This is a genomic window from Pantoea cypripedii (genome assembly GCF_002095535.1).
In the GTDB taxonomy this organism is placed as follows: domain Bacteria; phylum Pseudomonadota; class Gammaproteobacteria; order Enterobacterales; family Enterobacteriaceae; genus Pantoea; species Pantoea cypripedii.
The window spans coordinates 567,753-590,527 of sequence record NZ_MLJI01000003.1 but is presented as its reverse complement, the minus strand read 5'-3'; the positions used below and the strand labels follow the sequence as shown (position 1 = coordinate 590,527).

At 56.2% G+C, this 22,775-nt stretch carries 19 protein-coding genes and 1 pseudogene; 12 read left to right on the top strand and 8 right to left on the bottom strand.

What is annotated here, in order from left to right; translation table 11 throughout:
- From HA50_RS30685 to HA50_RS30675, 3 genes are all read right to left on the bottom strand, one after another.
- Positions 1–1,263: a DUF1479 domain-containing protein gene (locus HA50_RS30685; protein WP_084881155.1), complete on the bottom strand. Its 1,263-nt coding sequence runs from the start codon at positions 1,261–1,263 to the stop codon at positions 1–3.
- Positions 1,264–1,503: 240 nt separating this feature from the next.
- On the bottom strand, positions 1,504–2,901 hold the full coding sequence (locus tag HA50_RS30680; RefSeq protein ID WP_084881154.1) for a YfcC family protein: 1,398 nt from the start codon (positions 2,899–2,901) through the stop codon (positions 1,504–1,506).
- Positions 2,898–4,043, bottom strand: coding sequence for a M20 family metallopeptidase (locus HA50_RS30675; RefSeq protein ID WP_084881153.1), 1,146 nt, complete (start codon positions 4,041–4,043; stop codon positions 2,898–2,900). The genes HA50_RS30680 and HA50_RS30675 overlap by 4 nt, the downstream gene beginning before the upstream one ends.
- A gap of 112 nt (positions 4,044–4,155) precedes the next feature.
- Between HA50_RS30675 and HA50_RS30670 the strand changes: the two genes are divergently transcribed.
- Positions 4,156–5,100 (top strand): LysR family transcriptional regulator, encoded by a 945-nt coding sequence (locus tag HA50_RS30670; protein WP_084881152.1) that lies wholly within the window; start codon positions 4,156–4,158, stop codon positions 5,098–5,100.
- Here HA50_RS30670 and HA50_RS30665 read toward each other — a convergent pair.
- On the bottom strand, positions 5,066–6,124 hold the full coding sequence (locus HA50_RS30665; protein WP_084881151.1) for an SDR family oxidoreductase: 1,059 nt from the start codon (positions 6,122–6,124) through the stop codon (positions 5,066–5,068). The two genes, HA50_RS30670 and HA50_RS30665, sit on opposite strands and share 35 nt — an antisense overlap.
- A 98-nt stretch (positions 6,125–6,222) precedes the next feature.
- Between HA50_RS30665 and HA50_RS30660 the strand changes: the two genes are divergently transcribed.
- From HA50_RS30660 to HA50_RS30640, 5 genes are all read left to right on the top strand, one after another.
- The gene (locus HA50_RS30660) at positions 6,223–7,125 is read left to right on the top strand and encodes a LysR family transcriptional regulator (protein WP_084881150.1); all 903 of its coding nucleotides are present in this window, start codon (positions 6,223–6,225) and stop codon (positions 7,123–7,125) included.
- Between the two features lie 185 nt (positions 7,126–7,310).
- The gene (locus tag HA50_RS30655; RefSeq protein ID WP_084881221.1) at positions 7,311–8,762 is read left to right on the top strand and encodes an amidase; all 1,452 of its coding nucleotides are present in this window, start codon (positions 7,311–7,313) and stop codon (positions 8,760–8,762) included.
- Positions 8,752–10,062 (top strand): purine-cytosine permease family protein, encoded by a 1,311-nt coding sequence (locus HA50_RS30650; RefSeq protein WP_084881149.1) that lies wholly within the window; start codon positions 8,752–8,754, stop codon positions 10,060–10,062. The genes HA50_RS30655 and HA50_RS30650 overlap by 11 nt, the downstream gene beginning before the upstream one ends.
- Entirely contained in the window at positions 10,055–10,756 is a 702-nt protein-coding gene (biuH, locus tag HA50_RS30645) for a biuret amidohydrolase (protein ID WP_084881148.1), read from the top strand. Before HA50_RS30650 ends, biuH begins: the two co-directional genes overlap by 8 nt.
- A gap of 220 nt (positions 10,757–10,976) precedes the next feature.
- Positions 10,977–11,798 (top strand): Cof-type HAD-IIB family hydrolase, encoded by an 822-nt coding sequence (locus HA50_RS30640; protein ID WP_084881147.1) that lies wholly within the window; start codon positions 10,977–10,979, stop codon positions 11,796–11,798.
- A gap of 39 nt (positions 11,799–11,837) precedes the next feature.
- Here the strand turns inward: HA50_RS30640 and HA50_RS30635 are convergent, their stop codons facing one another.
- Positions 11,838–12,725 carry an SDR family oxidoreductase gene (locus HA50_RS30635; protein WP_084881146.1) on the bottom strand — a complete coding sequence of 296 codons (888 nt, stop codon included), beginning with the start codon at positions 12,723–12,725 and terminating at the stop codon, positions 11,838–11,840.
- Between the two features lie 103 nt (positions 12,726–12,828).
- On the opposite strand from HA50_RS30635, the gene HA50_RS30630 reads away from it, so the two are divergent.
- Positions 12,829–13,653 (top strand): helix-turn-helix transcriptional regulator, encoded by an 825-nt coding sequence (locus tag HA50_RS30630; protein WP_084881145.1) that lies wholly within the window; start codon positions 12,829–12,831, stop codon positions 13,651–13,653.
- Here HA50_RS30630 and HA50_RS30625 read toward each other — a convergent pair.
- Positions 13,595–14,026, bottom strand: a complete 432-nt coding sequence (locus HA50_RS30625; protein WP_084881144.1) for a winged helix-turn-helix transcriptional regulator — start codon at positions 14,024–14,026, stop codon at positions 13,595–13,597. The two genes, HA50_RS30630 and HA50_RS30625, sit on opposite strands and share 59 nt — an antisense overlap.
- Before the next feature lie 113 nt (positions 14,027–14,139).
- On the opposite strand from HA50_RS30625, the gene HA50_RS30620 reads away from it, so the two are divergent.
- Positions 14,140–15,189, top strand: coding sequence for an NAD(P)-dependent alcohol dehydrogenase (locus tag HA50_RS30620; protein ID WP_084881143.1), 1,050 nt, complete (start codon positions 14,140–14,142; stop codon positions 15,187–15,189).
- Positions 15,190–15,252: 63 nt separating this feature from the next.
- On the opposite strand, the gene HA50_RS30615 is transcribed toward HA50_RS30620, so the two are convergent.
- Together HA50_RS30615 and ascF are read right to left on the bottom strand one after the other, a co-directional pair.
- Positions 15,253–16,683, bottom strand: a complete 1,431-nt coding sequence (locus HA50_RS30615) for a 6-phospho-beta-glucosidase (RefSeq protein ID WP_084881142.1) — start codon at positions 16,681–16,683, stop codon at positions 15,253–15,255.
- A gap of 12 nt (positions 16,684–16,695) precedes the next feature.
- The gene (gene ascF / locus HA50_RS30610; protein WP_084881141.1) at positions 16,696–18,144 is read right to left on the bottom strand and encodes a PTS cellobiose/arbutin/salicin transporter subunit IIBC; all 1,449 of its coding nucleotides are present in this window, start codon (positions 18,142–18,144) and stop codon (positions 16,696–16,698) included.
- A gap of 305 nt (positions 18,145–18,449) precedes the next feature.
- Between ascF and HA50_RS30605 the strand changes: the two are divergent.
- The 4 genes and pseudogenes from HA50_RS30605 (at position 18,450) to HA50_RS30590 (ending at position 22,769) form a co-directional block, all read left to right on the top strand.
- A pseudogene (locus HA50_RS30605) lies at positions 18,450–19,431 on the top strand (LacI family DNA-binding transcriptional regulator).
- 208 nt (positions 19,432–19,639) lie between these two features.
- On the top strand, positions 19,640–20,185 hold the full coding sequence (locus HA50_RS30600) for a winged helix-turn-helix transcriptional regulator (protein WP_084881140.1): 546 nt from the start codon (positions 19,640–19,642) through the stop codon (positions 20,183–20,185).
- Complete coding sequence (locus HA50_RS30595; RefSeq protein ID WP_084881139.1) at positions 20,182–21,213, top strand: HlyD family secretion protein; 1,032 nt, start codon at positions 20,182–20,184, stop codon at positions 21,211–21,213. The genes HA50_RS30600 and HA50_RS30595 overlap by 4 nt, the downstream gene beginning before the upstream one ends.
- Positions 21,210–22,769, top strand: a complete 1,560-nt coding sequence (locus HA50_RS30590; RefSeq protein ID WP_084881138.1) for a DHA2 family efflux MFS transporter permease subunit — start codon at positions 21,210–21,212, stop codon at positions 22,767–22,769. Before HA50_RS30595 ends, HA50_RS30590 begins: the two co-directional genes overlap by 4 nt.
- The last annotated feature ends 6 nt before the right edge of the window (positions 22,770–22,775 follow it).

Here is a 22,775-nt window from a genome sequence, read left to right as displayed (position 1 = left end):
TCAGGCCAGCCCCAGGCTGCGTTTGCCAATCGCATTCAGATCCGCAGTGGTGAAGCGCTCCTGCCAGTCACGCTCATAATCTTCACGCGGGAAGTCGGGGGGAGAGATGCCGAAATCCAGCGCATTGGCGACTTTTTCCGCGTAACGCAGATTTTTGTCGCACAAGGGGGCGGCGGGAATATACATTACATTGCCCCAGCCCTGTTGTGATTCAACGGGAGCGACGGAATGGATCACATCGCAATGCCACCACACCGAGTCACCTGCCTGCAACGGCGGAATGGAAGATAAACCCGCGATCAGGTCCGGGTGCCATTGCTGCGAAATCGGCAGCACTTTACCGGGTGCCACACCACAGAGTTCATCTTCTGGCACATCGCTGAGCAGCGGACGTAGCAGTACATATGCCATGGCTTCAGGCACCGGCACCACATGCAGCAAGCCCTGACCCGTTTCCATATCTGAAAGCGCGGTCCAGCCCTGGAATGTGCGGAAAGCCGAGCATTTGGTGGTATTAGCGACATCATATTCATCCACTTCGGTACGGTGCGCCGCATCCCAGGGATCGTAGTCAGCAAACTGGTTATTGAAGATGTTGCGAAATACCTGCTGATAAGCGGGTAGCAACCAGCGTTCCAGTGCGCCGGAATCAGTATGCGCGCCCAGCCCTTTCGAGGTGGTGCCCGGCAGGCGGCGACGGATGCGGTCGGGATAGATAATGCTGACGTCAGGATCGAACCAGGTCACACCGCCGCTATTAAATTTCCATAGCCGGTTCAGGAAGGATTGCGTCAGGGAGATCCCTTCGCTCTGGCGTGCTTCCATCTGCGATTTGGACCAGTAGATGGGATAAATTTCCGGTCGCGAGGCTTCCAGACTGCCGAAGAAGGTATCGCCGGGGCCACGATAGAGGTTGTCAAAATCATTCAGTTCGAGGTAATCCAGCATCGCCTTATCCCAGGCCAGGGCTTCGTCACGGGCGAAGTTTTGTTTCACCACCACGCAGCCGCGACGCTTAATAAAGTCGATTTGCTCCTGAGAGATGTTTTTTCCCGCGATATCACGCCAGCTCACCACCGGCCAGGCTGTTCCCCGCTGTGCTTCATCTTCCTTTGCTTCGGCAATGGCCTGGGTGATTTTGGCTTTCACCTGAAGGAATAAGCCTTCAACGTCGCCGATTTGCGCTCTCAGCTGCTGTTTCATCAGCCGGATTTTTGCTTTGTGATCGTCAGGTAGGGTCACTGAGGTAAAAGAGGTGTTCATAGCAACTCCTGGTCGGTTCGGTGTGTTTCGAATGAATCTAAATTAACTTTCATTCGTAATATTAAACGTAAATAACAAAAGCACAACATCAAAATGTTGTGCTTGCTCACAGATCACCAGGGGAAATTTTTCAGATGGTGTAGCGGCGCGATTTATCGCGCGCCTTTAGGAACGGTGCATGTATTGCCAGAACAGGCGTGATAAATCACGCCGCTACAGAGATGTTGTTATTTCAATGGCTTAAAAAGGCCCCCACTTAATCGACACACCGATCAACAGCATCACCACGCAGATACTGAACCACACGGCGATCAGCGGCGCGATAAAACGCAGCCATTTACCGAAAGGAATACCGGCGGTCGCCAGCACCGCCATCAGTACGCCGGAGGTGGGGCTGATGCAGTTAACAATGCCTTCACCCAGCAATACGGTTTGCACCGTGACCTGACGTGTCAGGCCGAGGTTATCCCCCAGCGGAGAAAAGATTGGGATCAGCACCGCCGATTCGCCAGAGCCTGATGAGATGCCAAAGTGAATCAACGCTGCGCTGATAAACATGCCAATCGCCGCGAGCTTTTGCGGCACCGGTGCCAGCAGGTCGGTGAGGAAGCCAACAATAGGATCGAGCACATGGCCCTGTTGCAGCACCAGCGACACTGCGCCCGCCAGGCCGACAATAAAACCACCTTTCACCAGGCCAGAGCAGCCGGAAAGGAAAGTATTGGCGATATCCGTCCCGGACATGCGGCCAATCAGCCCCACCACAATCGCCAGCAGGATAAACATGGCGGACATTTCATTGGTGCCCCAGTGCAACCGCACGGCACCGCTGATGAAAATAATCAGTGCCAGCGCACAGGTGATCAGAATCAGCTTATGGCGACCGGTGACGACCAGCGTTGCATCCTGTTCCTCAGCCTGTTGCGGGCGCAGATGACCTTCGCGACGCGCTTTACGTACCGACCAGATCAGGTAAGCAATGGCGCTCAGCGCAAACAACAGGAAGGTTATCCCACGCAGCAGCATGCCGGAAAAGATCGGCAGTTGCGCCAGATGTTGCGTCAGGCCAGTGGTCGCCGGGCCTAATACCGAGACGTTAAACCCGGCAGCGCAGGAGAGGTACACCAGCGATGCTCCGAGGATCGGCGACAGCCCCAGCGAACGCGCCACCAGCAGGCCAATCGGCACAAAAGCCACGACCGCATTGATCACCGCGCCGGTGGTGCCGAGAATGGCGAAAATCACACCAAAGATCAGGATGATGCGGGTATCACTCAGGCTGGTACTGCGGGCCAGCGAGTTGAGCGCGGTTTTAATCGCCCCGGTGGATTCCACCACCGCCAGCACACCGCCGGTAAACAGAATCAAAAAGATAATTGGCGCGGCTTTGACCATGCCTTCAGCGATGGCGGTAAAAATCTCCAGCGGATAGACACCAGACTGCGGCACCGCATGCAGACTGCCTTTCACCGCAAACTTGATCCCCTCACGGGTGACATAATCGAATGCGCCTGCCGGGATCAGCCAGGTGGCAACAGCGGCCACCACCAGCATAATAAACAGCAGCAGATACGGACTTTGCCCGACGGGGCGGGCGGCCGGTGCTGTTGCTGTCTGTGCGAGGTTTACCTGGCTCATACCGCATCCCCTGCTGCACGGTTGCCCAGCACCATGCCTGCCACCAGTGCGGCACGCGGGACAATATTGGCAACGATGATGTGTTCATGGCGTGCGTGAATGCCCGCGCCGGTGGCACCGAGACCATCAAGGGTGGGCAGACCCAGCGCCGCCGTGAAGTTGCCGTCACTGCCGCCGCCGACGGATTTACCCTCAACGGCAAATCCGAGCTGTTGTGCGATCTGCTGGGCGCGTTCCAGCATCTGCTGTGACGCCGGAGTCTGACGCATTGGCGGGCGGCCCTGTTCACCCGTAACGGACAACACAATGCCCGGCAGCACCGGTTGCAGTTGGGTGATAGCATCATGGATGCGCTGGGCTTCATCTTCGCTGGTGACACGGGTATCAATGCCCAGTTCAGCATGGTCGGCCACCACGTTGATCCGGCTGCCGCCATTGGCGATGCCCACGTTGACCGTGGTCCCGCGTTCCGGTGCATTTAAGGCATGGAGGAAATGGATTTGATGCGCCATCTCCTGCACCGCACTGATCCCTTCTTCAGGATTATTGCCAGCATGTGCTGCCTGGCCGGTAATCACCACGTCATAACGTCCGGTGCCTTTACGCGCAATTTTCAGGTCGTTGCTGCCTACTACCGCAGGTTCCACCACCAGCACCTGCTGTGATCCTGCGGCGTTGCGGCCAATCCAGTCACTGGAGCTGGGGCTACCCACCTCTTCATCACTGTTGCACAGGAACACAATGCGCTGCCCGCTTAACAAATCCAGCTGTTGCAGGGCGCGTACCGCCCAGATGGCCTGCACCAGGCCCGCTTTCATATCCAGCACGCCGGGGCCATACAGTTTGCCATCCTCTTCGCGCAGGGCTAAATCACCGTGATCCCAGACCGTGTCGAAATGACCCATCAGGGTGGTTTGCGGCCCCTCGTTCCCGAGTGAAAAACGCAAATGGTTGCCATATTTTGTCTGGTGATCCACCTGTGCCTCAATTTCCAGGCGCTGTTTGAAAATGCTTTGCAGCACCTCGCCACAGCGATCCACCGCCGCTTTATCTAATGACGGTGACTCCGCCTGCACCAGTCGTTTGATATCACCCAGAATGTCATCAGCATGCTGTTGTAAGTAATTTTTTATGTTGTTCATTTATCGTTTCCTGCCTGAGTCCAGACGGCAGTATGCGCAGAAAACTCAGCGTATAAAAATGAGGTGGGAATGCTAGAATTGTTGACCTGATAGCAACAGATAGGAACAACTTATGACAACGGCCACTTATCCGGAGAAGGCGATAAGTTATTTATATGAAGTCGGGATGCATGGCGGGATACGGCGCGCCGCCGATGCGCTGGGCATCAACCCTTCGGTCGTCAGTCGTCAGTTATCGTTGCTGGAACGTAGCCTGCAATTACCCTTGCTGGAACGGCGTGGCCGCAATGTGGTGTTAACGGAAGCCGGTAAGCTACTGGCAGATGATTACGCGCAAACCAGCCAACGGCGCAAGCTGCTGGAACGGCAGTTGCGCGATATGCGGCATATGCGTGGTGGCTCGGTGACATTGCGGGTGGGGCAGGGCATCGTGGAAGAGGTGGTCAACAACGTATTGAAGGAGTTTTCCGTGGCCTGGCCGGGTGTGTTTGTCGATATCAGCTCGGGTGATATGCAAAGCACCGTGGATCTGATCATGCGCGGCGAAGTGGATATGGCGGTCGGTTTTGGCACCGCCGGGCCGCCGGGGCTGAAATCCCACAGCTTTCGGCGTGGACCCATTTGCGCCATCGTGCGCCCGGACCATCCGATAGCCGGATATAGCAAAATCAGCATTGCCGAGCTGACCCAGCACCGACTGATTACCATGAGTGAAAACTTTGGCTTGCAACGTTATCTCAGCGCCATCTTCAAAAGCGAAGGGCAGGTGCTGGCCCCCGCTTATTGTTGCAACCTGTTTTCCAGTGCGCTGTCGCTGTGTCAGGCCGGGTTGGGCATTGCGTTTATGACCGAGCAGGCCATTCCACAGGTGTTACGCCAGCAGGAACTCAGGGCGATTCCTCTTGATCATCGTATTGCCCGCGAAAGCCAGAGCCACCTGTTGCGCAGTGCCGATCATCGCTTCACCCCAGCTGCCAGCTATCTCTGGCAGCTGCTGTGTAATTTCTTCTACGAATCCGAAGCTAAGGAATCAGCCTCGCCTGGCGAAAGGCGCTGAACAGATCAAAAAACATCTGATCAGTGGCGCGATATTGGCTGAAACCGGCACGACGTAGTTTGCTGCCGTCGCCAAACATGTCGTAATCCCAGCCAAAAACGAAATCAGCAAAACGGCCATCGTTGAGTTGCAGGATATCCTCCTGCTGCAACGCGTGCTGTTGTGCCAGCGCCTGCCAGTTATCCCGCGAGTCGCGGAACAGCTGCTGGAACGACAACGCGACCGCCGGGGCACAGTCGAGTTCAAACCAGCGGGCAATGGCTGGCCAGAGTTCACTCCAGCGCCAGAGATCGCCGTTGTTAACATTAAACGCCTGGTTGTGTGCCGCCGGGGCTTCGGCCGCCCAGACGCTGGCCGAAGCCAGTAAGCGGGCATCGGTATGATCCACCATACTTTGCCAGCTCAGTTCAGACCCCGGAAACCGTAACGGCAAACCCGCTGCCTGACATAATGACGCGTAAACCGCGATGCTGAGTGCCAGATTCATCATATTACCCGGCACCGCGCTACCCACTACGCCTGGGCGCAGAGCACTCCAGTGCCAGTTTTTTCCCTGCTGGAATGCCGACAACCATGCCAGCTGTGCCGCATTGAACTCCGCGCCTGGTACACCAGGATCAGTTTCGCGCGCCGGGGTTTTAAAACGACCAAGATGTGCACCATAAACCTTATAGCCCTGCATCAGGCTAACGTGTTGTAGCGGGGCATGCGCCTCAACGCCTTGTACCAGGTTGCGCAGCATCCGCACATTTGGTTCGACCATCGCTGACCAGTCCGCTGCATCGAGCCAGGCGCTATAAAAAATGTGGGTGACGTTTGTCAGCGGTGCCAGCGCTTTCGTGCTCCCGGCGCTATCCAGCAGATCAACGCTGACATAGGGAATCGGTTGATGTTGCCGCGCTGGCTGACGCGTCAGCCCAATCACCTGCCACTGCTGCGCCAGCAGGCTATTAACCAGCTGGCTACCGACAATCCCGCTTGCCCCCGCCACCAGGGCTACCTTGTTGTGTGATGAATGATGCATTTGACCGTCTCCGCATGAGGTTGTGGTTGCATTCTCATCTATTATTTTTTGTGGTTATATCCCATCCATTCGATAGCACTTATCACGAAATTTAATAGATGAATAACAAACTTAATGCCATCAGCACTTTTATCCGGGTCGCGGAAGCCGGTTCGTTCTCAGCGGCGGCGCGGCAGGCAGGCCTTAAACAATCGGCGATAAGTCAGCAGATTGCCGCGTTAGAAGCGGAGCTGGGGGTGGTGTTGCTGCGACGCACCACCCGATCCATGGCGCTGACCGAGGCGGGTACGCAATATTTGCAGCAGATATTACCGTTGATGGAGGCCATGGATGAGATTGAAACCCAGCTGCGCCCGGCGCAGCAGCAGTTGCAGGGAAATCTGCATATGCAGTTGCCCAGTGGGATCGGGCAGCTTTTCCTGCCTTATTTACTCAATTTCCAGCGGGAGCATCAGGGGATCAGGCTGGATATCGCGCTCGACGATCGCTTATCGGATGTGATTGGTGAAGGGGTTGATGTGGCGCTACGCCTGGCAGAACAGCCGCCGACAACCATGGCGGCCCGTTCCCTGGCGCGAGTGGAAACGGTGCTGGTGGCAGCACCGGCCTTCATCAGGGCCACGCCGGTTAACGAGGTGACGCAACTGGCGCAACTGCCGCATGTGCGCTTCCGCGGTATCGCCAAAGATGCGCCGTTAACCTTGCTCAGCAGCGCAGGAATATGTTCGCTGGCGGTGAATACCGTGTTCAGGGCCAACACCAGCCAGGCGTTGATGCAGGCCATAGAAGCGGGTATTGGCATCGGGGGCCTGCAACGGCCGCTCAGCGCGGCGGCACTGGATTCCGGCAGGCTGGTGCACATCTTGCCAGACTATCGCCTGCCGGATCGCTATTTGTATGCCGTTTTTCCTGATGCGCGGTTTATCCCACAGCGGGTCAGAGCATTGGTCGAGTTCCTCAACATCTCGTTACAGACGATGCCGGGTTTTGCCAAGTCATAGCGCATCCGACGAACGGTTTTGGTGCATTGCTAGCAATTGTGCTATCAAAAAAAGCCCATAAGAATTCGATCTTGTATCCAGGCCCGTATCCTGACTGACTTTTCTGTTTTATCCGCCTTTACCTGCGCGATCTGGCATGCGATCTGCAATGACTCCAGGTATCAATGATTAACCTGGAGAAAGCCATGTTTGATGAGTTACTGGATGGCGATGCCACCATGCTGGCGGCGCTGATTCGTAACGGTGAGGTGTCCGCGCGTGAACTGACGCAAGCGGCTGTTGATCGCCTCACCCAGCGGGAACCGCAGATTCAGGCTTTTTGCACCCCGGTGCCGGAGCGGGCGCTGGCCCAGGCTAGCGCGATTGATGCCAGACGAGCGAAGGGGGAAACGCTCGGTGCCTTGGCCGGGGTGCCGCTGGCAGTGAAAGATTTGATTTGTACTGCCGGGGTAAAAACCACGTCAGGATCGGCTGCCTATGCGGATTTTATCCCGGATGAGGATGACATCACCGTTGAACGCCTGCTGGCGGCTGATGCGGTGCTGCTGGGAAAAACCACTGCACCGGAATTTGGTTATAGCGGCGTGGGTCATAATCCGCTGTTCCCTTCACCCCGTAATCCGTGGGATCTGAGTAAAACACCGGGCGGGTCCAGCGCCGGTTCAGGTGCAGCGCTGGCAGCGCGGCTTTGTCCGATTGCGCTCGGCAGCGATGGCGGGGGGTCGGTACGTATTCCAGCCGCACACTGCGGCGTCTATGGATTCAAGGCATCGATGGGACGGGTTCCGCTTTGGCCTGGCTGTCGTGACGAGCGTTACCCAGGGGTATCCAGTTGGGAATCACTGGAACATATTGGTCCGATGACGCGTACCGTGCGGGATACGGCATTGATGATGTCGGTCATGGCGGGGCCGGATATGCGCGATCGCCATTCCATCCCCTGCAACGATGTGGACTGGCTAAGCGCGCCGGAAAAACCGCTCAACGGTTTACGTATCGCTTTCAGCGCTGATTTTGGTTATGTGGCGGTTGATAGCGAAGTGCGCCGTGTGGTCACCGCCGCAGCGCGCCGCTTTGCCCGAGAACTGGGTGCGGACCTGGAAGAGGTCAATCCCGATATCGCCGATCAGGCAGCAGCTTTCCGGGCGCTGGTCGCACTGGAGAGTGACCTGAGTGGCATGCGTGAGATGTCCGTTCAGCTGGGTGATCGTATGTCGCCCCACCTCGCAGGTATGCTGCAACAGCCATGGCGTGCGGAGACATTCACCGATGCGATTGTGGCGCGGAAAAAACTCAGTAATCAGATGTGGCGCTTTATGCAGCGTTACGATCTGCTGCTGACGCCAACCCTGGCCGTGCCGCCATTCCCGCTGGGGATGCAAGGCCCGGAGGTCATTGATGGCCGTATGGTCAGTAGCGATCACTGGCTCTCCTTCTGTTTCCCCTTCAATTTTACCGGTCAGCCAGCGGCATCGGTTCCCGCCGGGTTAACCCGTAGCGGATTACCTATTGGTATGCAGATTGTTGGTCGTCACCTGGACGATGGCCTGGTGCTGGCGGCGAGCGCCGCCTTTGAGCGCATTCAACCCTGGAATCATCTCTATCCTGCTTTCACTGGAGTCGTCCATGAAACATAAATCTTCCCCTGCGCTGGAGCAGGAATTTGAACACGAGCCTGTTCCCCTGAGCCATCGCCATTCCACCCGTTCAGTTTCTGCGGTGTGGTTTGGTTTTCCGATGATCCTAACCAATGCATTGTTTGGCGGCATCATTACCTGGCATCTCGGCTTCTGGCCTGCGCTCATCGCTATTCTGCTGGGTAATCTGGTGTTGTTTGCTTATGTCGGTGCGCTGAGCTGGTTTGCCGGGGAAACCGGTATGAACTTCGCGTTACAGGCGAAGCGGACCTTTGGCACCAAAGGTTACATTCTGGTGTCCGGTTTCCTGTCTACGGTGGTGATTGGCTGGTACGCGTTTCAGACTGGCCTGACGGGAACGGTGATCAACCAGACGTTCGGCTGGAATGCACTGGCGGTGACGGCTTTGGCGATGGTGCTCTATACCGGCGTGACCTTCCTTGGCGTCAGGGCGCTTTCGGTGCTGGGAATGATCGCTGCCCCTTTATTTGTCGTGCTTGGCCTGGTCGCATTATGGCTGATCGGTGAAAATCACGATTTCAGTACCATCACGCAGTGGCACGGCAGCGCCAGTGCCGCAGGCGCGATGAGCATGGGGACAGCGGTGACAATGGTGGTGGCGGGTTTTGCTGATTCCGGCACCATGACGGCTGATTTCACTCGCTGGTCTAAAAATGGACGCTCTGCGGTGATCGCCGCGTTTTCCGCGTTTCCGCTGGCTAACGTGATTTCCTATCTGTTTGGCGTGGTGATTGTTGCGGTAGGTGCTGCGGTCGATCCGGCCAGCAACGGGGGGAATTTCCTGCCGATGCTGATGGGGCACGGCGCTTTGCTGTCAACCATCGCCTTCCTGTTTGTGTTTATCAACCTGGGTTCTGTCTGCACCCATTGCCTGTACAACGGTGCGGTGGGGTTCAGTCACCTGTTCAGCAGCAAAATGCGGTTGTGGACCCTGATTCTGGGTGCCATTGGCGGCGTCCTGGCGCTGGCGGGTGTCTGGTCTTATTTCCTCGAATGGCTCAGCCTGCTCGGCATCGTGGTGCCACCGTTTGGCGCGGTGATGATTGTTGATCTGATCTTCATGGCTAAAGTGAGTGAAAAACGCCCCACACGTCGTTTGCGTGGTAGCGCTTTTGCGGCCTGGGCGATCGGCAGTTTATGTGCGGTATTGGCGCATCTGGCATTCCCGCAGTTTGGTGAAGCGGTGATTGGCCTGGTGGCTGCGGCTATCAGTTACACCCTGATTGTGAAAATGCAGGGAAAAGTGACGGTTCAGAGCATGGAGAAAGAAAATGCCTGAGTATGCGATTGATTCCACCCCCTATTCATGGCCATTCGATGGACGTTTCACTGCTGCCGATACCGCGTTATTAATTATCGACATGCAAACCGACTTTTGCGGCAAGGGCGGTTATGTCGATAGCATGGGTTACGATATCGCTCTGACGCGCGCGCCAATTGCGCCATTACAGCGCGTGCTGGCGCAGATGCGCGCACTGGGTTTTCCCATTATTCATACCCGTGAGGGACATCGCCCGGATCTCAGCGATCTGCCTGCCAATAAGCGCTGGCGTTCCAGGCAGATGCAGGCGGAGATTGGTACACCTGGCCCATGTGGCCGCATTCTGGTACGTGGTGAACCGGGCTGGGAAATTATCCCGGAATTGGCCCCTTTGCCTGGCGAGGTGATCATCGACAAACCGGGAAAAGGCTCGTTTTATGCCACTGACCTTGAGCTGATCCTGCGGAGTCGCGCGATACGGAATTTAATCATCACCGGCATTACCACCGATGTTTGTGTCCATACCACGCTGCGCGAGGCTAATGACCGTGGGTTTGAGTGTCTTGTCGTGTCGGACTGCTGCGCGGCGACTGAGTTGAAACATCACGAAGCAGCATTAAGTATGATTCATATGCAGGGGGGTATCTTTGGTGCGGTTACGACTTCAGAGCAACTACTCGCTGGATTGAATGAGGAAAAGGCAATAGTTTAAGGCCGGGGTGGGGCATGTTAACGATGTCCCACCGGTTTCATCACATCGATCACGCCATATTCAGAACCGCGAACAGGAAAAAGGTGCAAAAATGCACGAAAAGAGGTCTGGAAAGCTCTGAAAGCGCGAATTCGCATTCTCAAGAACCCACACCGCGAGTAAGCTTTATAAAACCTTTTCGCCGGACGGATTCGACGGCACTCTGATACGGGAGAGTAATATGGCAGTGAAAATGATTGCGGTGGATATGGATGGCACTTTTCTGGATGACAACAAGCAGTACAACAAGCAGCGTTTCCTGCGCCAGTACGCGTTGTTAAAAGAAAAAGGCATCCGCTTCGTGGTCGCCAGTGGCAATCAGTATTACCAGCTGCTGCGCTATTTTCCCGAAATCAAAAATGAAATCGCCTTTGTGGCGGAAAACGGTGCCTGGGTATCAGACAGCAACGAAGAGATTTTCTGTGGCGAACTGGCTCCCGAATCGGTGCGTCAGGTACTCGACATTCTGGCGAAAGAGCCGGAAATCAGCACCGTGGTGTGTGGTCGTAACGGTGCCTACGTCCATACCTCGATGCCGGATGAGGTGATGGCGATGCTGGCTAATCATTATCATCGGCTGGAAAAGCGCGACAACCTCTACAATATCGATGACACCATCTTTAAATTCTCCCTCAATCTGGCACACGAAGGGGTGGATGCATTGCTGGAACGCCTGCACTCGGAACTGAATGCGATTGAAAATATTATGCATCCGGTCTCCAGCGGCTTCGGTTTTGTTGATCTGATTATCCCCGGATGCCATAAGGCACACGGCATCGCCTTGTTGCAGGAGAAATGGGGTATCGATGATTGTGAAGTGCTGGCGATTGGTGACAGCGCCAATGACCTCGAAATGCTGCGTCAGGCGTGTTACAGCTTCGCGATGGCGAACGCCGCCCCACAAGTCAGTGCTGTGGCAAGTTACAAAACGGAAAGTAACAATGACGACGGCGTGTTGAATGTCATTGCCCGCCTGCTGGCGCGTGAATTTCCGTTTGCCTGATTTTAATGTGAAATGGCGCGAATGATCGCGCCATTACCGTTAACGAAAATAATCCGTCTCGCGCATATCCTGCAACAACCCCGGCCCATCTGGCTGCCAGTTAAATGTCTTGCGCGTCCACGCACTGGAAGCCAGATTATCGATGGCGGCAAAACGTGCCATCCAGCCCAGCCAGCTCTGCGCTTCGTCCATCGTCAGGCTTTTCACCGGCAGCGATAACCCGCTGGCAATGGTTTCGGCAATCTGCCGGAAGGCAATGCCTTCCTCCTGCACCGCGTGCAAAATCGTACCGGCTTCGGCCTTTTCCGCCGCCAGGCAAAACAGTTCAGCAGCATCAAAGCGATTCACCGCAGGCCAGCGGTTCTCGCCTGACTCAATATAAACCGCAGCGCCTTTTTCTCTCGCCAGGTTGATGAGAATGGGGACAAAACCGTGATCCCCTGCGCCATGCACCGTCGGTGGCAGGCGGACTAACGCCACGCGCACGCCTTTTTCCGCCAGCGCCAGCGCGGCAACGTTGGAGTCAGAACGGGGATGCACACCCGCTGCCGGTGGATCCTGTTCGGTTGCCATACGCCCCGGCGCCACCAGTGCGGTACCGGAGGTGACAATCAGCGGGCGATTTGAGCCCGCCAGTGCTTCCCCCATCGCCAGAATGGCGCGTTGATCGACGGCCGCAGCATGATCCATACGACTGAAATCATGGATATAACCGGCATGGATCACGCCATCACTCTGCTGCACTGCCGCACGCAGGCTGCTGATATCCTCCAGGTCGCCGCGTATCACCGTCACCCCTTGTTGCTGTAGCTTCTCTGCTGATGCGTCGCTGCGCGCCAGACCCAGCACCTGATATCCACGGGCGTGGAGTTTTTTCACAATGGCGGAGCCGACAAAGCCGCTCGCCCCGGTCACAAAAATTCGCATAATCGTGCTCCTCACTGGCTGGTAACAGGCACTATGATAAAAGCCTGCGGCGCGGCGAAAAGTCGTGAGCTTATACGGGTATCGGGACTAACAGGATAAAACCATGACAATGCAAGACGACAATCTGCTGGGCAATTATCTGCGTGAACGCCGCCAGCGGCTGGATGCGGCCCGACTGGGCTACCCGATGCAGCGTCGCCGTACGCCAGGCCTGCGCCGGGAAGAAGTCGCGATCCGCGCCTGTGTCAGTACCACCTGGTACACCTGGCTGGAACAGGGCAGGGGTGGCGCGCCATCAGAAGTGGTACTGGAACGCCTGGCGCAAGCGCTGGAACTGAGTGCGGCAGAGCGTGACCACCTGTTTCTGCTGGCGCAGAACCGCCTGCCCGGCGTCACCTGGCAGGCGGGCGTCAGCGTCTCACCTTCACTGCAACGGGTGCTCGACAGTATGCCCGTGACCCCGGCGCTGGTGAAAACCGCTGAATGGCAGGTGGTGGCCTGGAATCGGGCTGCGACGAAGGTCTTTGTCGATTACGCACAGTTGCCGCCTGCGCAGCGCAATATCCTGTTGATGATCTTCCGCGATGAACAGATGAAAAAACGCTTACCCGAATGGGAGAGCGTTGCGCGTGGGCTGGTGGCGAATTTCCGCGCTGACGTGGCGCGTACCGGTGCCAGCGAGCATGTGCGGGCGCTGGTGGAGGAGCTGTGTGCCATGAGCGAGACCTTCCGCCGTCTGTGGCAATCGCATGAAGTCAGCCAGCACGGGGAAGGCATCAAGCAACTGTGGCTACCGGACGAAGGGGTGCTGGAACTGGAGTACAGCACCTTCGCGGTAGAGGGCAAACCTGGACTCAGCCTGGTGGTGTTTAATCCACATCGGGAGCAGGATCATGCGTGTATGACGCGGCTGATGGCTCGTCCATAGCGGCCTGATAATTGGCGGCCATCTCATCCAGCGCTGCCTGATTTTCCAGGCCCCATTGATACATCTGCTCAATCGGCGCGGCAAAGGTCATGCCGAGGGGCGTCAGGCGATAATCCACCTTTGGCGGGATCACTTCATAGACATGGCGGGCAATCAAACCGCGCTGCTCCAGTTCTTTTAAGGTCTGAAACAGCATCTTCTTCGAAATCCCCTGCAAACTGCGTTGTAACTCGCCGGTACGGGCGCGATGTCCCGGCCAGTGATATAACGCATGCAGCACCATGCTGCTCCATTTCAGTGAAAAAAGATCCATCAGGCGACGCGGCGGGGAATCCGCGTAGAACATCAGTTTGCCATCAACCCAGGCAGGCATAGTCAGTTTCTCGCTTTATGGTCACCAAATGGTGACTACTATCAATATCGAACCATCTTCACTATAGTCTGCCGCCTTCACTCAGCCATTGCCAGTAAGCTTTCGGAGGCGCAATGAAAATCAACGCGTTAGTCGCACCCCATGCCACACAACCTTTGTCATCCGGCCAAATCGTGCTGCGAAGCGTGCAGCCGCAGGATGTCCAAATCGAGATTCTGTACTGCGGCGTGTGCCATTCAGATCTGCATATGGCGCGTAACGAATGGGGCGTCAGTCACTATCCACTGGTGCCAGGGCACGAGATTGTCGGGCGCGTGATGGCAACCGGTGGCGATGTCACCCGCTTTAAAGTGGGCGATGTGGTCGGGGTGGGCGTGATGGTCGATTCCTGCCGCGAGTGCCATTTTTGCCAGCAGCAGGAAGAACAATATTGCGAAGCCGGGTTTACTGCGACCTATAACGGCATCGATAAATATACCGGCGACCGCACCTGGGGCGGTTATGCGCAGCATGTGGTGGTCGATCAGCATTTTGTGGTGGCAGTGCCGCCGCAGCTGGCGCTGGCGGGAGTTGCTCCGCTGCTATGTGCTGGCGTGACGGTCTGGTCGCCGCTGCGTCATTTCAATGTCAAAGCGGGAGACCGCGTCGGTGTGGTCGGTTTGGGTGGCTTAGGCCATATGGCAGTGAAACTGGCGACGGCCCTGGGGGCGGACGTGACGCTGTTCACCACATCGCCGGAGAAGGGTGCCGATGCACGCCGCTTAGGGGCGAAGCAGGTGGTGGTGTCGCGTGATGCGGCGCAGATGGCGGCCTGCCAGACCTCGCTGGATATGATTGTTGATTGTGTGGCCGCCCCGCACGACCTCGATCCTTATCTCGCCACGCTGAAAACCAACGGCAAACTGGTGCTGGTGGGCATTCCCGATCAGCCGCATCCGGCACCCAACGTGACGCCGATGGTGTTCCGCCGCCTGAGTATCAGCGGCTCGTCGATTGGCAGCATTAAAGAAACCCAGGAGATGCTGGATTTCTGCGGTGAGCACAACATCACGGCGGATATCGAACTGATTGCCGGGGAACAGATTGAAGCGGCGTTTACACGTATGTTGCAGGGTGACGTGAAGTATCGCTTCGTCATTGATATGCAGGCAACGCGCTGGTAATACAAACAATCCCTGCCGTCAGGGCAGGGATTTCAGGCTGAAATCGCCAAAAAAAGCGGGGGGTTAATCCAGATCCCGCCCGTTGCTGGCGATGACTTTTTTATACCACCAGAACGATTTCTTGCGCGTGCGATTCAGGGTGCCTTGCCCATGGTCATCGCGATCAACGTAGACAAAACCATAGCGTTTACTCATTTCACCCGTCGAGGCGGCCACCAGGTCAATGCATCCCCAGGTGGTATAACCGATGACCGGGATACCATCATCTATCGCCTGCGCCATCGCATAAATATGTTCTTTGAGATAGCTGATACGGTAATCATCATTGATTTCGCCGTCAGCGGTGATTTCATCACGCGCACCCAGCCCGTTTTCCACCAGAAACAGCGGCTTCTGGTAGCGGTCATACAGGGTATTCATGGTGATGCGCAGGCCAAGCGGGTCAATGCCCCATCCCCAGTCGCTGCGTTTAATATGCGGATTGGTCAGCGATTTCACCACGTTTGCCGCGCTGCTGTTTTGTTCATTCATCTCCGCAGAGGCACAACGTGAGGCGTAGTAGCTGAAGGAAACAAAATCCACGGTGTTTTTCAGGATCTCGCTATCGCCTTCCTCCATCTCGATTTTCACACCTTTCTCGCGGAACACGCGCGCAGCATAGGAAGGGTAGGCACCACGCGCCTGAACATCGATAAAGAACAGGTTTTCACGATCTTTTTCCAGCGCCGCCCAGACATCTTCCGGCTTGCTCGACCACGGATAGAAGTTGCCACCCGCCAGCATGCAACCGACCTGGTTTTCCGGGTTGACCTCGTGGGCAATGCGCGTCACCAGGGCGCTGGCGACCAGTTCATGGTGTACCGCCTGGTATTTTACCTGCTCGGGATTTTCACCACTTTCGAACACCAGCCCGGCACCGGAAAAGGGGCTGTGCAGCAGGATATTGATCTCATTAAATGTCAGCCAGTACTTCACCAGGCCATCAAAGGCTGCAAAACAGGTGCGTGCGTAGCGGGCAAAGAACTCAATCATTTTACGATTGCGCCATGAGCCGTACTCGGTCACCAGATGCATCGGGACATCGAAATGGCACAGGGTCACCAGCGGTTCGATACCGTATTTTTTACATTCGCTGAAAACATCGCGGTAAAAAGCGATGCCTTCAGGATTGGGCTGCAACTCATCGCCATTCGGATAGAGGCGGCTCCAGGCGATGGAAGTCCGAAACACGGTAAACCCCATTTCTGCCATCAGCGCGATATCTTCTTTGTAGCGATGATAGAAATCGATGGCGTTGTGGCTGGGATAATATTCGTCATCACGTAAGGTAAAACGCTTTTCAAGGCCCAGTTTCACCGGCATACGGTGCTGACCATGTGGGATCATATCAACAGTGGTTAATCCCTTACCGCCTTCCAGGTAGCCCCCTTCAGACTGATTGGCGGCCAAAGCGCCGCCCCATAAAAATCCTTCTGGAAATGTCAGTTCAGACATGAATAGCCTCAATTAATTGGCGTTTACGGGTTTAACGATGTCAGGAGCGGTTGCCGGGGTTGCAGTGGCGGTTTTTTCCACCGGAATGTCTTCAAAGCCCAGCATCAGGGTCAAAATAAACGAGAGCACCACGGACAGCACCATCACGGCACCGACCCAGACAATACTCATCGGATTATTGGGATCAAAAAACTGCACGCTGGTGAACAAGCCGGGCGAGGCCATGGAATGGCTGGCAAGGCCACCAATCCCGGCCACCGCCCCGCAGATAAAACCACTGATCAGGCTGGCGATCAGCGGACGCTTGAGGCGTACCGCCACACCATACAGGGCCGGTTCAGAGATACCGGCGACAATCGCTGACGCGGCGGCGGCCAGTGCCGTCTGGCGCAGTTCGGGGTTTTTGGTTTTGAAGGCGACCGCCAGCGAGGAACCGCCGAGGGAAAGGTTGGCACCAATTTCCGAAGGCATCACCATGCCTTCTTTACCGGTCTCGGCGATGGTCTGGATGATGGTCGGGGTAAATACCCGGTGCATGCCCGTCATCACCAGCAGCGGCCAGAGCGCACCCATAATGGCCACTGACAGCCAGCCGAGATAACCGTGGATGGTATAAACCAGCGCGGAGATGCCGCTGCCGATCCAGATACCCAGCGGGCCAATCAGCACAATGGCGATCGGTGCAGCAATCAACACAATCAGCATCGGTTTAAGGAAGTTTTTCGTCACCGCCGGGGTGATGCGATCGACGATGCGTTCGATATGCGACAGGATCCACGTCATCACCAGCGCCGGAATGACCGTGTAAGTGTATTTGACGGCAGTCACCGGAATATAGGCAAATTCAACGTGTTGTCCCTGTGCCGCTTTAGCCATCAGGTCAATAAAATTGGGATGGATCAGCACCCCGGCGATGGCAATCGCCAGCGACATATTGGTTTTGAACTTCAGCGCGGCTGAGGCGGCGACCATCACCGGCAGGAAGAAGAACGCCCCATCGCCAATCACGTTGAGGATCACCAGCGTTGACGACCCTTCGGCGAACACACCGAACATATTCAGGACCATGGCGAGCAGTTTCACCATCGATCCGCCAATGATGGCAGGAATCAGGGGTGACATGGTGCCCACCAGCGCATCAAGGATGCCTGCGCCGATGCTTTTCAGGGTGATTTTTCGTTTCACCGATGTCGCGTCACCAGTTGCTCCTGGCGTACCGAGCTTTAACACTTCCTGATAGGCCAGACCGACGTTATTGCCGATGATCACCTGGCATTGCGCATCGTTATGCACCACCCCCATCACACCGGGAATGGCCTTCAATACCGGGTTGTTGATTTGATTACCGTCTTTGACCACAAAGCGCAGGCGGGTCATGCAATGCGTCACGGCTTCGATATTTTCCAGCCCACCTAACGCCTGGACTATGGAGCGGGAGACTTCGGCATAATTCTTCGACATGGATTCTTCGTCTCTTATCAAAAGGTCACTTGCTGGCCGGTCGCGCATCTGTTGTAGGGACAGAGGTGACACGATGTTGCACACCAGGGAAAAGCGTTTGCTCAATTTCTCATCATGAGAAACCGGTTTCACAAAATAATGAAATTGTATTTTTAACCTGGCAAGAAATTTAAAATTTGATTTATGACATTGTGAACTGAATCACTTAATGGCGGTTGCGTGTCAAAGCCGGACATGCGAAAAATTTCCCAATCAATGAGCATGTTAGGTAGACTGCGAAACGTCTTGAATTAGATGAGAAAACCATGGCAACCATTCTGGAAGTGGCTGAAAGAGCCGGTGTGTCGAAAGCCACGGTGTCGCGCGTGTTGTCGGGAAATGGCTATGTCAGCCAGGAAAAGCGCGAACGGGTGCTGCGGGCGATTGCTGAGACTGACTTTCGACCCAACCTGCTGGCGCGCAATCTGGCGGTTAAATCGACCCAGACCATCGGCCTGGTGATCACCAATACCCTGTACAGCGGCAGCTACTTTAGCGAGCTGATGTCCCATTCTGCCCGCTTGCTGGAACAGCAGGATCGGCAGTTAATCCTCGCCGATGGTAAACACAGCGCGGCGGAGGAGCGGGCGGCGATTCAGTTTCTGCTGGATTTGCGTTGTGATGGCATCATCATTTACCCGCGTTTTCTCTCCATTGATGAGATGGATGAGATCATTTCTCAACATAAACAGCCGATTCTGGTGATCAATCGTCGCCTGCGGCAGCACCATAGTTTCTGTATTTATTCCGATCAGAAAGCCAACGCGATGCAGGCGGTAAACCAGCTGGTGGCGCTCGGGCATCGTGATATCGCCTTTATCACCGGATCACTCGATTCTCCCACCGGGCTGGAGCGCCTGTCAGGTTATAAAGCGGCGCTGGCTGAACATCAGATACCGGTGCAGGATGCGCTGATTATCCCCGGAAAATGGAATGCGCAAAGTGGCATGGCGGCGGTAGAAACTTTGTTGACGCGCGGATGCCGCTTTACGGCGATTGTCGCTAGCTAGCTAGGCGGCCAGCATCGCCATTCCTGAACAGGTTTCCGTGGTGGGTTTTGATGATATTCCACTGGCACCTTATACCATCCCGTCCTTATCCAGTATGAAAATCCCGGTGACGGAGATGGTGCAGCAAACCATTGCACAGTTGGTTTCGATGCTGGACGGCGGAGAAATCGGCCAGCGCAAAAGTTTCAATGCCAGCCTGGTCATGCGCGAATCCGTCGGACCCGCTCCGAAACATTAATTTCCGCTACGGTTCCGTGCGGTTATTGGCCTGGTCGGCATAAATGCCGACCTTACTCCTGTAGGGTGCGCATTCATGCGCACCTGGGCAGGCCCTATCCACCTGACTCAATCACTTCGCACTCTGAGCTGCCGTCAATATAGTCACTTGCATTTTGAAAGTGACTATGGAAATCTGTGCGCATTAAGACCTTATCTGAGCCAGCACCATGAAAAACGAACCGCTTTGTCAGACCCCATGCCCCATTGCACGCAGCCTCGGGAGGATTGGCGACAGCTGGAGCATGATGATCCTGCGCGATGCCTTTGCCGGATTTACCCGTTTTGATGAGTTCCAGAAAAGCGCCGACATCGCGCCTAACATCCTGTCCCGCCGCCTGAAAGAGCTGGTGGAAGATGGTCTGCTGGAAAAGGTGTGCTACAGCAGCACGCCGCCGCGTTACGAATACCGTCTCACCGAACTGGGACGGGATTTCCGGCCGGTGATGCTGGCGCTGGCAGAATGGGGGAGCCGCCATTTCTCGCCGGAAGGTCGTCAGATGCAGCTGGTGGAAACCGCCACTCAGCGTCCGGTGCAGCCCATTATGGTGGATAGCACCACCGGACAGCCGATCACCTCAGATAAATACAGCATGGTTCCGGCCCCCGCAGCGGCTCCCATCCTGCACTATCGGCACGAATATTTGCAGAAAAAACGCGCGGGTGAGGCCGCGCTGAAGTTTATGCCGCAGACGCAAAAAGGCGAGCAGCCATGAACAAACGCGTGGTGATTCCGGTGGTGGTTATTGCAGCGGCGGTGCTGGCATCCGGCTACGGCCTGTGGTGGTGGCAATCGGGTCGCTTTATCGAGTCAACCGATGATGCCTATGTTGGTGGTGATATTAGCGCCATCTCCGCCAAAGTGGCGGGCTACGTGCAGGATATTGCGGTGCAGGACAACATGCGCGTGAAAAAAGGCGAGCTGCTGGTGCGGCTCGACGCGCGTGATTATCAGGCCGCGCTGATGCAGGCCAGTGGTGAGGTGGATGCGCAACAGGCGGCACTGGCCGATATCGCCGCTACGCGTGAATTGCAGCTGGCGACCATTGTCGGGTCGTCTGCGGCGGTGAATGCCGCTCAGGCGGTGACGGAGAAAACGGCCGGGGACAGCCGACGTTATGGTGCGCTGGCGTTGAATTCTATCGTTTCGGCGCAAACCCGCGAATATGCGCAGGCCGATTATCATCAGGCGGTGGCCCAGGAGGGTAAGGCGCGCGCCGACAAAAACGTCGCCGTGCGTCAGTTGATGGTGCTGGATGCGCGTGAAAAGCAGACCCAGGCGGCGCTGGTCCAGGCGCAGGCGGGGCTGGAAATGGCAAAACTCAACCTGAGCTATACCGAAATCCGTGCGCCTTTCGATGGCGTGATCGGCAACCGACGCGCCTGGTCAGGGGCTTATGTCACCAGTGGCACCCAGTTGCTGTCGCTGGTGCCCGCGCAGGGATTATGGGTGGATGCCAATTTTAAAGAGAACCAGCTGGCGCATTTACAGGCGGGACAAAAGGCGCAGATCGTTGCCGATGTGCTGCCGGGGCGTACCTTTAGCGGCCATGTTGTCAGCCTGTCTCCGGCTACCGGTTCGCGTTTCAGTATCCTGCCTGCGGAAAATGCCACCGGTAATTTCACCAAAATTGTTCAGCGCGTACCGGTGCGTATCGCGCTGGAGGGGGATGCGGCGAATCTCGGTCTGCTGCGCCCTGGGCTGTCAGTGACGGTAACGGTTGATGAGAAGCCCTTGCCATGAGCAACCAGACGGCTCTGCCTGCCATCCCGACATTGCAGATGCCGGTCAGCCAGAAGGTGATTGCCTTTGCCACCATGTGTCTGGGGATGTTTATCGCCTTGCTGGATATTCAAATCGTCTCCGCCTCGTTACGGGATATCGGCGGGGGGCTATCGGCAGGTGATGATGAAACCGTCTGGGTGCAGACCAGCTACCTGATTGCAGAGATCATCATCATCCCGCTTTCCGGCTGGCTGGCTCGGGTGATGTCTACGCGCTGGCTATTCGCCGCCTCAGCAGCAGGTTTTACCCTGATGAGCGTGTTATGCGGCTGGGCGTGGAATATTCAAAGCATGATTGCCTTCCGCGCGTTGCAGGGGCTGGCGGGTGGTTCGATGATTCCGCTGGTGTTCACCACGGCGTTTGCGTTCTTTCAGGGAAAACAGCGGGTGATCGCTGCCGCCACCATCGGCGGTCTGGCCTCGCTGGCACCTACCCTTGGCCCTACCGTCGGCGGCTGGATCACCGAGAATTTTAACTGGCACTGGCTGTTCTTTATCAACATCCTGCCGGGTATCTACATCACGTTCGCCGTGCCCGCGCTGGTGAACATTGATTCGCCGGATACCTCGTTGCTGCGTGGTGCCGATTATCTCAGCATTGTCCTGCTGGCGGTGTCGCTGGGATGCCTGGAATACACGCTGGAAGAAGGTCCGCGCTGGGGCTGGTTTGATGATAGTACACTGACCCTCACCGGCTGGCTGGCGCTGATTTGCGGGGTGCTGTTTATTGTGCGCACGCTGCGTCACAAGCAACCGGTAATGGATTTATACGCGTTAAAAGACCGCACCTTTACCCTCGGCTGTTATTTTTCCTTTATGGCCGGGGTCGGCATTTTTGCCACCATCTATCTGACGCCGCTGTTTCTCGGCACGGTGCGCGGCTATAGCGCATTGCAAATTGGGCTGGCGATCTTCTCCACCGGCCTGTTTCAGGTGCTTTCTATCCCGCTGTATTCCTGGTTAGCCAATCGGGTGGATTTGCGCTGGCTGCTGGCCGCCGGGTTGATTGCTTTTGGTGTATCGATGTACAGCTTTGTACCTATCACCCACGACTGGGGTGCAGAACAACTGTTGTTGCCGCAGGCCTTTCGCGGCATGGCCCAGCAGTTCGCGGTGGCACCGACGGTGACGCTGACCCTCGGCAGCCTGCCGCCAGCGCGTCTCAAACTGGCATCCGGGTTGTTTAATCTGATGCGCAACCTGGGCGGCGCCATCGGCATCGCGCTGTGCGGCACTATACTTAATGATCGAACAAACCTGCATTACAGTCGCCTCGCGGACCATCTCAATAGCGCCAGTCTGTCGTTGGGCGAATTTATGCAATCTTCCACCGCAGCACTGATAAAACAGGGCTTCAGCCCCGATGCTGCACAGACCGCCGCGCTGAAAAATCTTGCGGCACTTACGCTCCGCGAAGCCAAAACCCAGGCTTTCGCGGACGCTTTCTGGCTAATCATGATCGGGTTTTTTATCGCCGCCTTGCTGGTGCCGTTTATGAAAGTGCCAAAAACTTAAGTCTCA

Excerpts from the sequence above, each read along its gene's own strand:
- HA50_RS30685 (WP_084881155.1), bottom strand. The coding sequence starts at position 1,263 with ATGAACACCTCTTTTACCTCAGTGACCCTACCTGACGATCACAAAGCA.
- HA50_RS30680 (WP_084881154.1), bottom strand. The coding sequence starts at position 2,901 with ATGAGCCAGGTAAACCTCGCACAGACAGCAACAGCACCGGCCGCCCGC.
- HA50_RS30675 (WP_084881153.1), bottom strand. The coding sequence starts at position 4,043 with ATGAACAACATAAAAAATTACTTACAACAGCATGCTGATGACATTCTG.
- HA50_RS30670 (WP_084881152.1), top strand. The coding sequence starts at position 4,156 with ATGACAACGGCCACTTATCCGGAGAAGGCGATAAGTTATTTATATGAA.
- HA50_RS30665 (WP_084881151.1), bottom strand. The coding sequence starts at position 6,124 with ATGCATCATTCATCACACAACAAGGTAGCCCTGGTGGCGGGGGCAAGC.
- HA50_RS30660 (WP_084881150.1), top strand. The coding sequence starts at position 6,223 with ATGAATAACAAACTTAATGCCATCAGCACTTTTATCCGGGTCGCGGAA.
- HA50_RS30655 (WP_084881221.1), top strand. The coding sequence starts at position 7,311 with ATGTTTGATGAGTTACTGGATGGCGATGCCACCATGCTGGCGGCGCTG.
- HA50_RS30650 (WP_084881149.1), top strand. The coding sequence starts at position 8,752 with ATGAAACATAAATCTTCCCCTGCGCTGGAGCAGGAATTTGAACACGAG.
- biuH (WP_084881148.1), top strand. The coding sequence starts at position 10,055 with ATGCCTGAGTATGCGATTGATTCCACCCCCTATTCATGGCCATTCGAT.
- HA50_RS30640 (WP_084881147.1), top strand. The coding sequence starts at position 10,977 with ATGGCAGTGAAAATGATTGCGGTGGATATGGATGGCACTTTTCTGGAT.
- HA50_RS30635 (WP_084881146.1), bottom strand. The coding sequence starts at position 12,725 with ATGCGAATTTTTGTGACCGGGGCGAGCGGCTTTGTCGGCTCCGCCATT.
- HA50_RS30630 (WP_084881145.1), top strand. The coding sequence starts at position 12,829 with ATGACAATGCAAGACGACAATCTGCTGGGCAATTATCTGCGTGAACGC.
- HA50_RS30625 (WP_084881144.1), bottom strand. The coding sequence starts at position 14,026 with ATGCCTGCCTGGGTTGATGGCAAACTGATGTTCTACGCGGATTCCCCG.
- HA50_RS30620 (WP_084881143.1), top strand. The coding sequence starts at position 14,140 with ATGAAAATCAACGCGTTAGTCGCACCCCATGCCACACAACCTTTGTCA.
- HA50_RS30615 (WP_084881142.1), bottom strand. The coding sequence starts at position 16,683 with ATGTCTGAACTGACATTTCCAGAAGGATTTTTATGGGGCGGCGCTTTG.
- ascF (WP_084881141.1), bottom strand. The coding sequence starts at position 18,144 with ATGTCGAAGAATTATGCCGAAGTCTCCCGCTCCATAGTCCAGGCGTTA.
- HA50_RS30600 (WP_084881140.1), top strand. The coding sequence starts at position 19,640 with ATGAAAAACGAACCGCTTTGTCAGACCCCATGCCCCATTGCACGCAGC.
- HA50_RS30595 (WP_084881139.1), top strand. The coding sequence starts at position 20,182 with ATGAACAAACGCGTGGTGATTCCGGTGGTGGTTATTGCAGCGGCGGTG.
- HA50_RS30590 (WP_084881138.1), top strand. The coding sequence starts at position 21,210 with ATGAGCAACCAGACGGCTCTGCCTGCCATCCCGACATTGCAGATGCCG.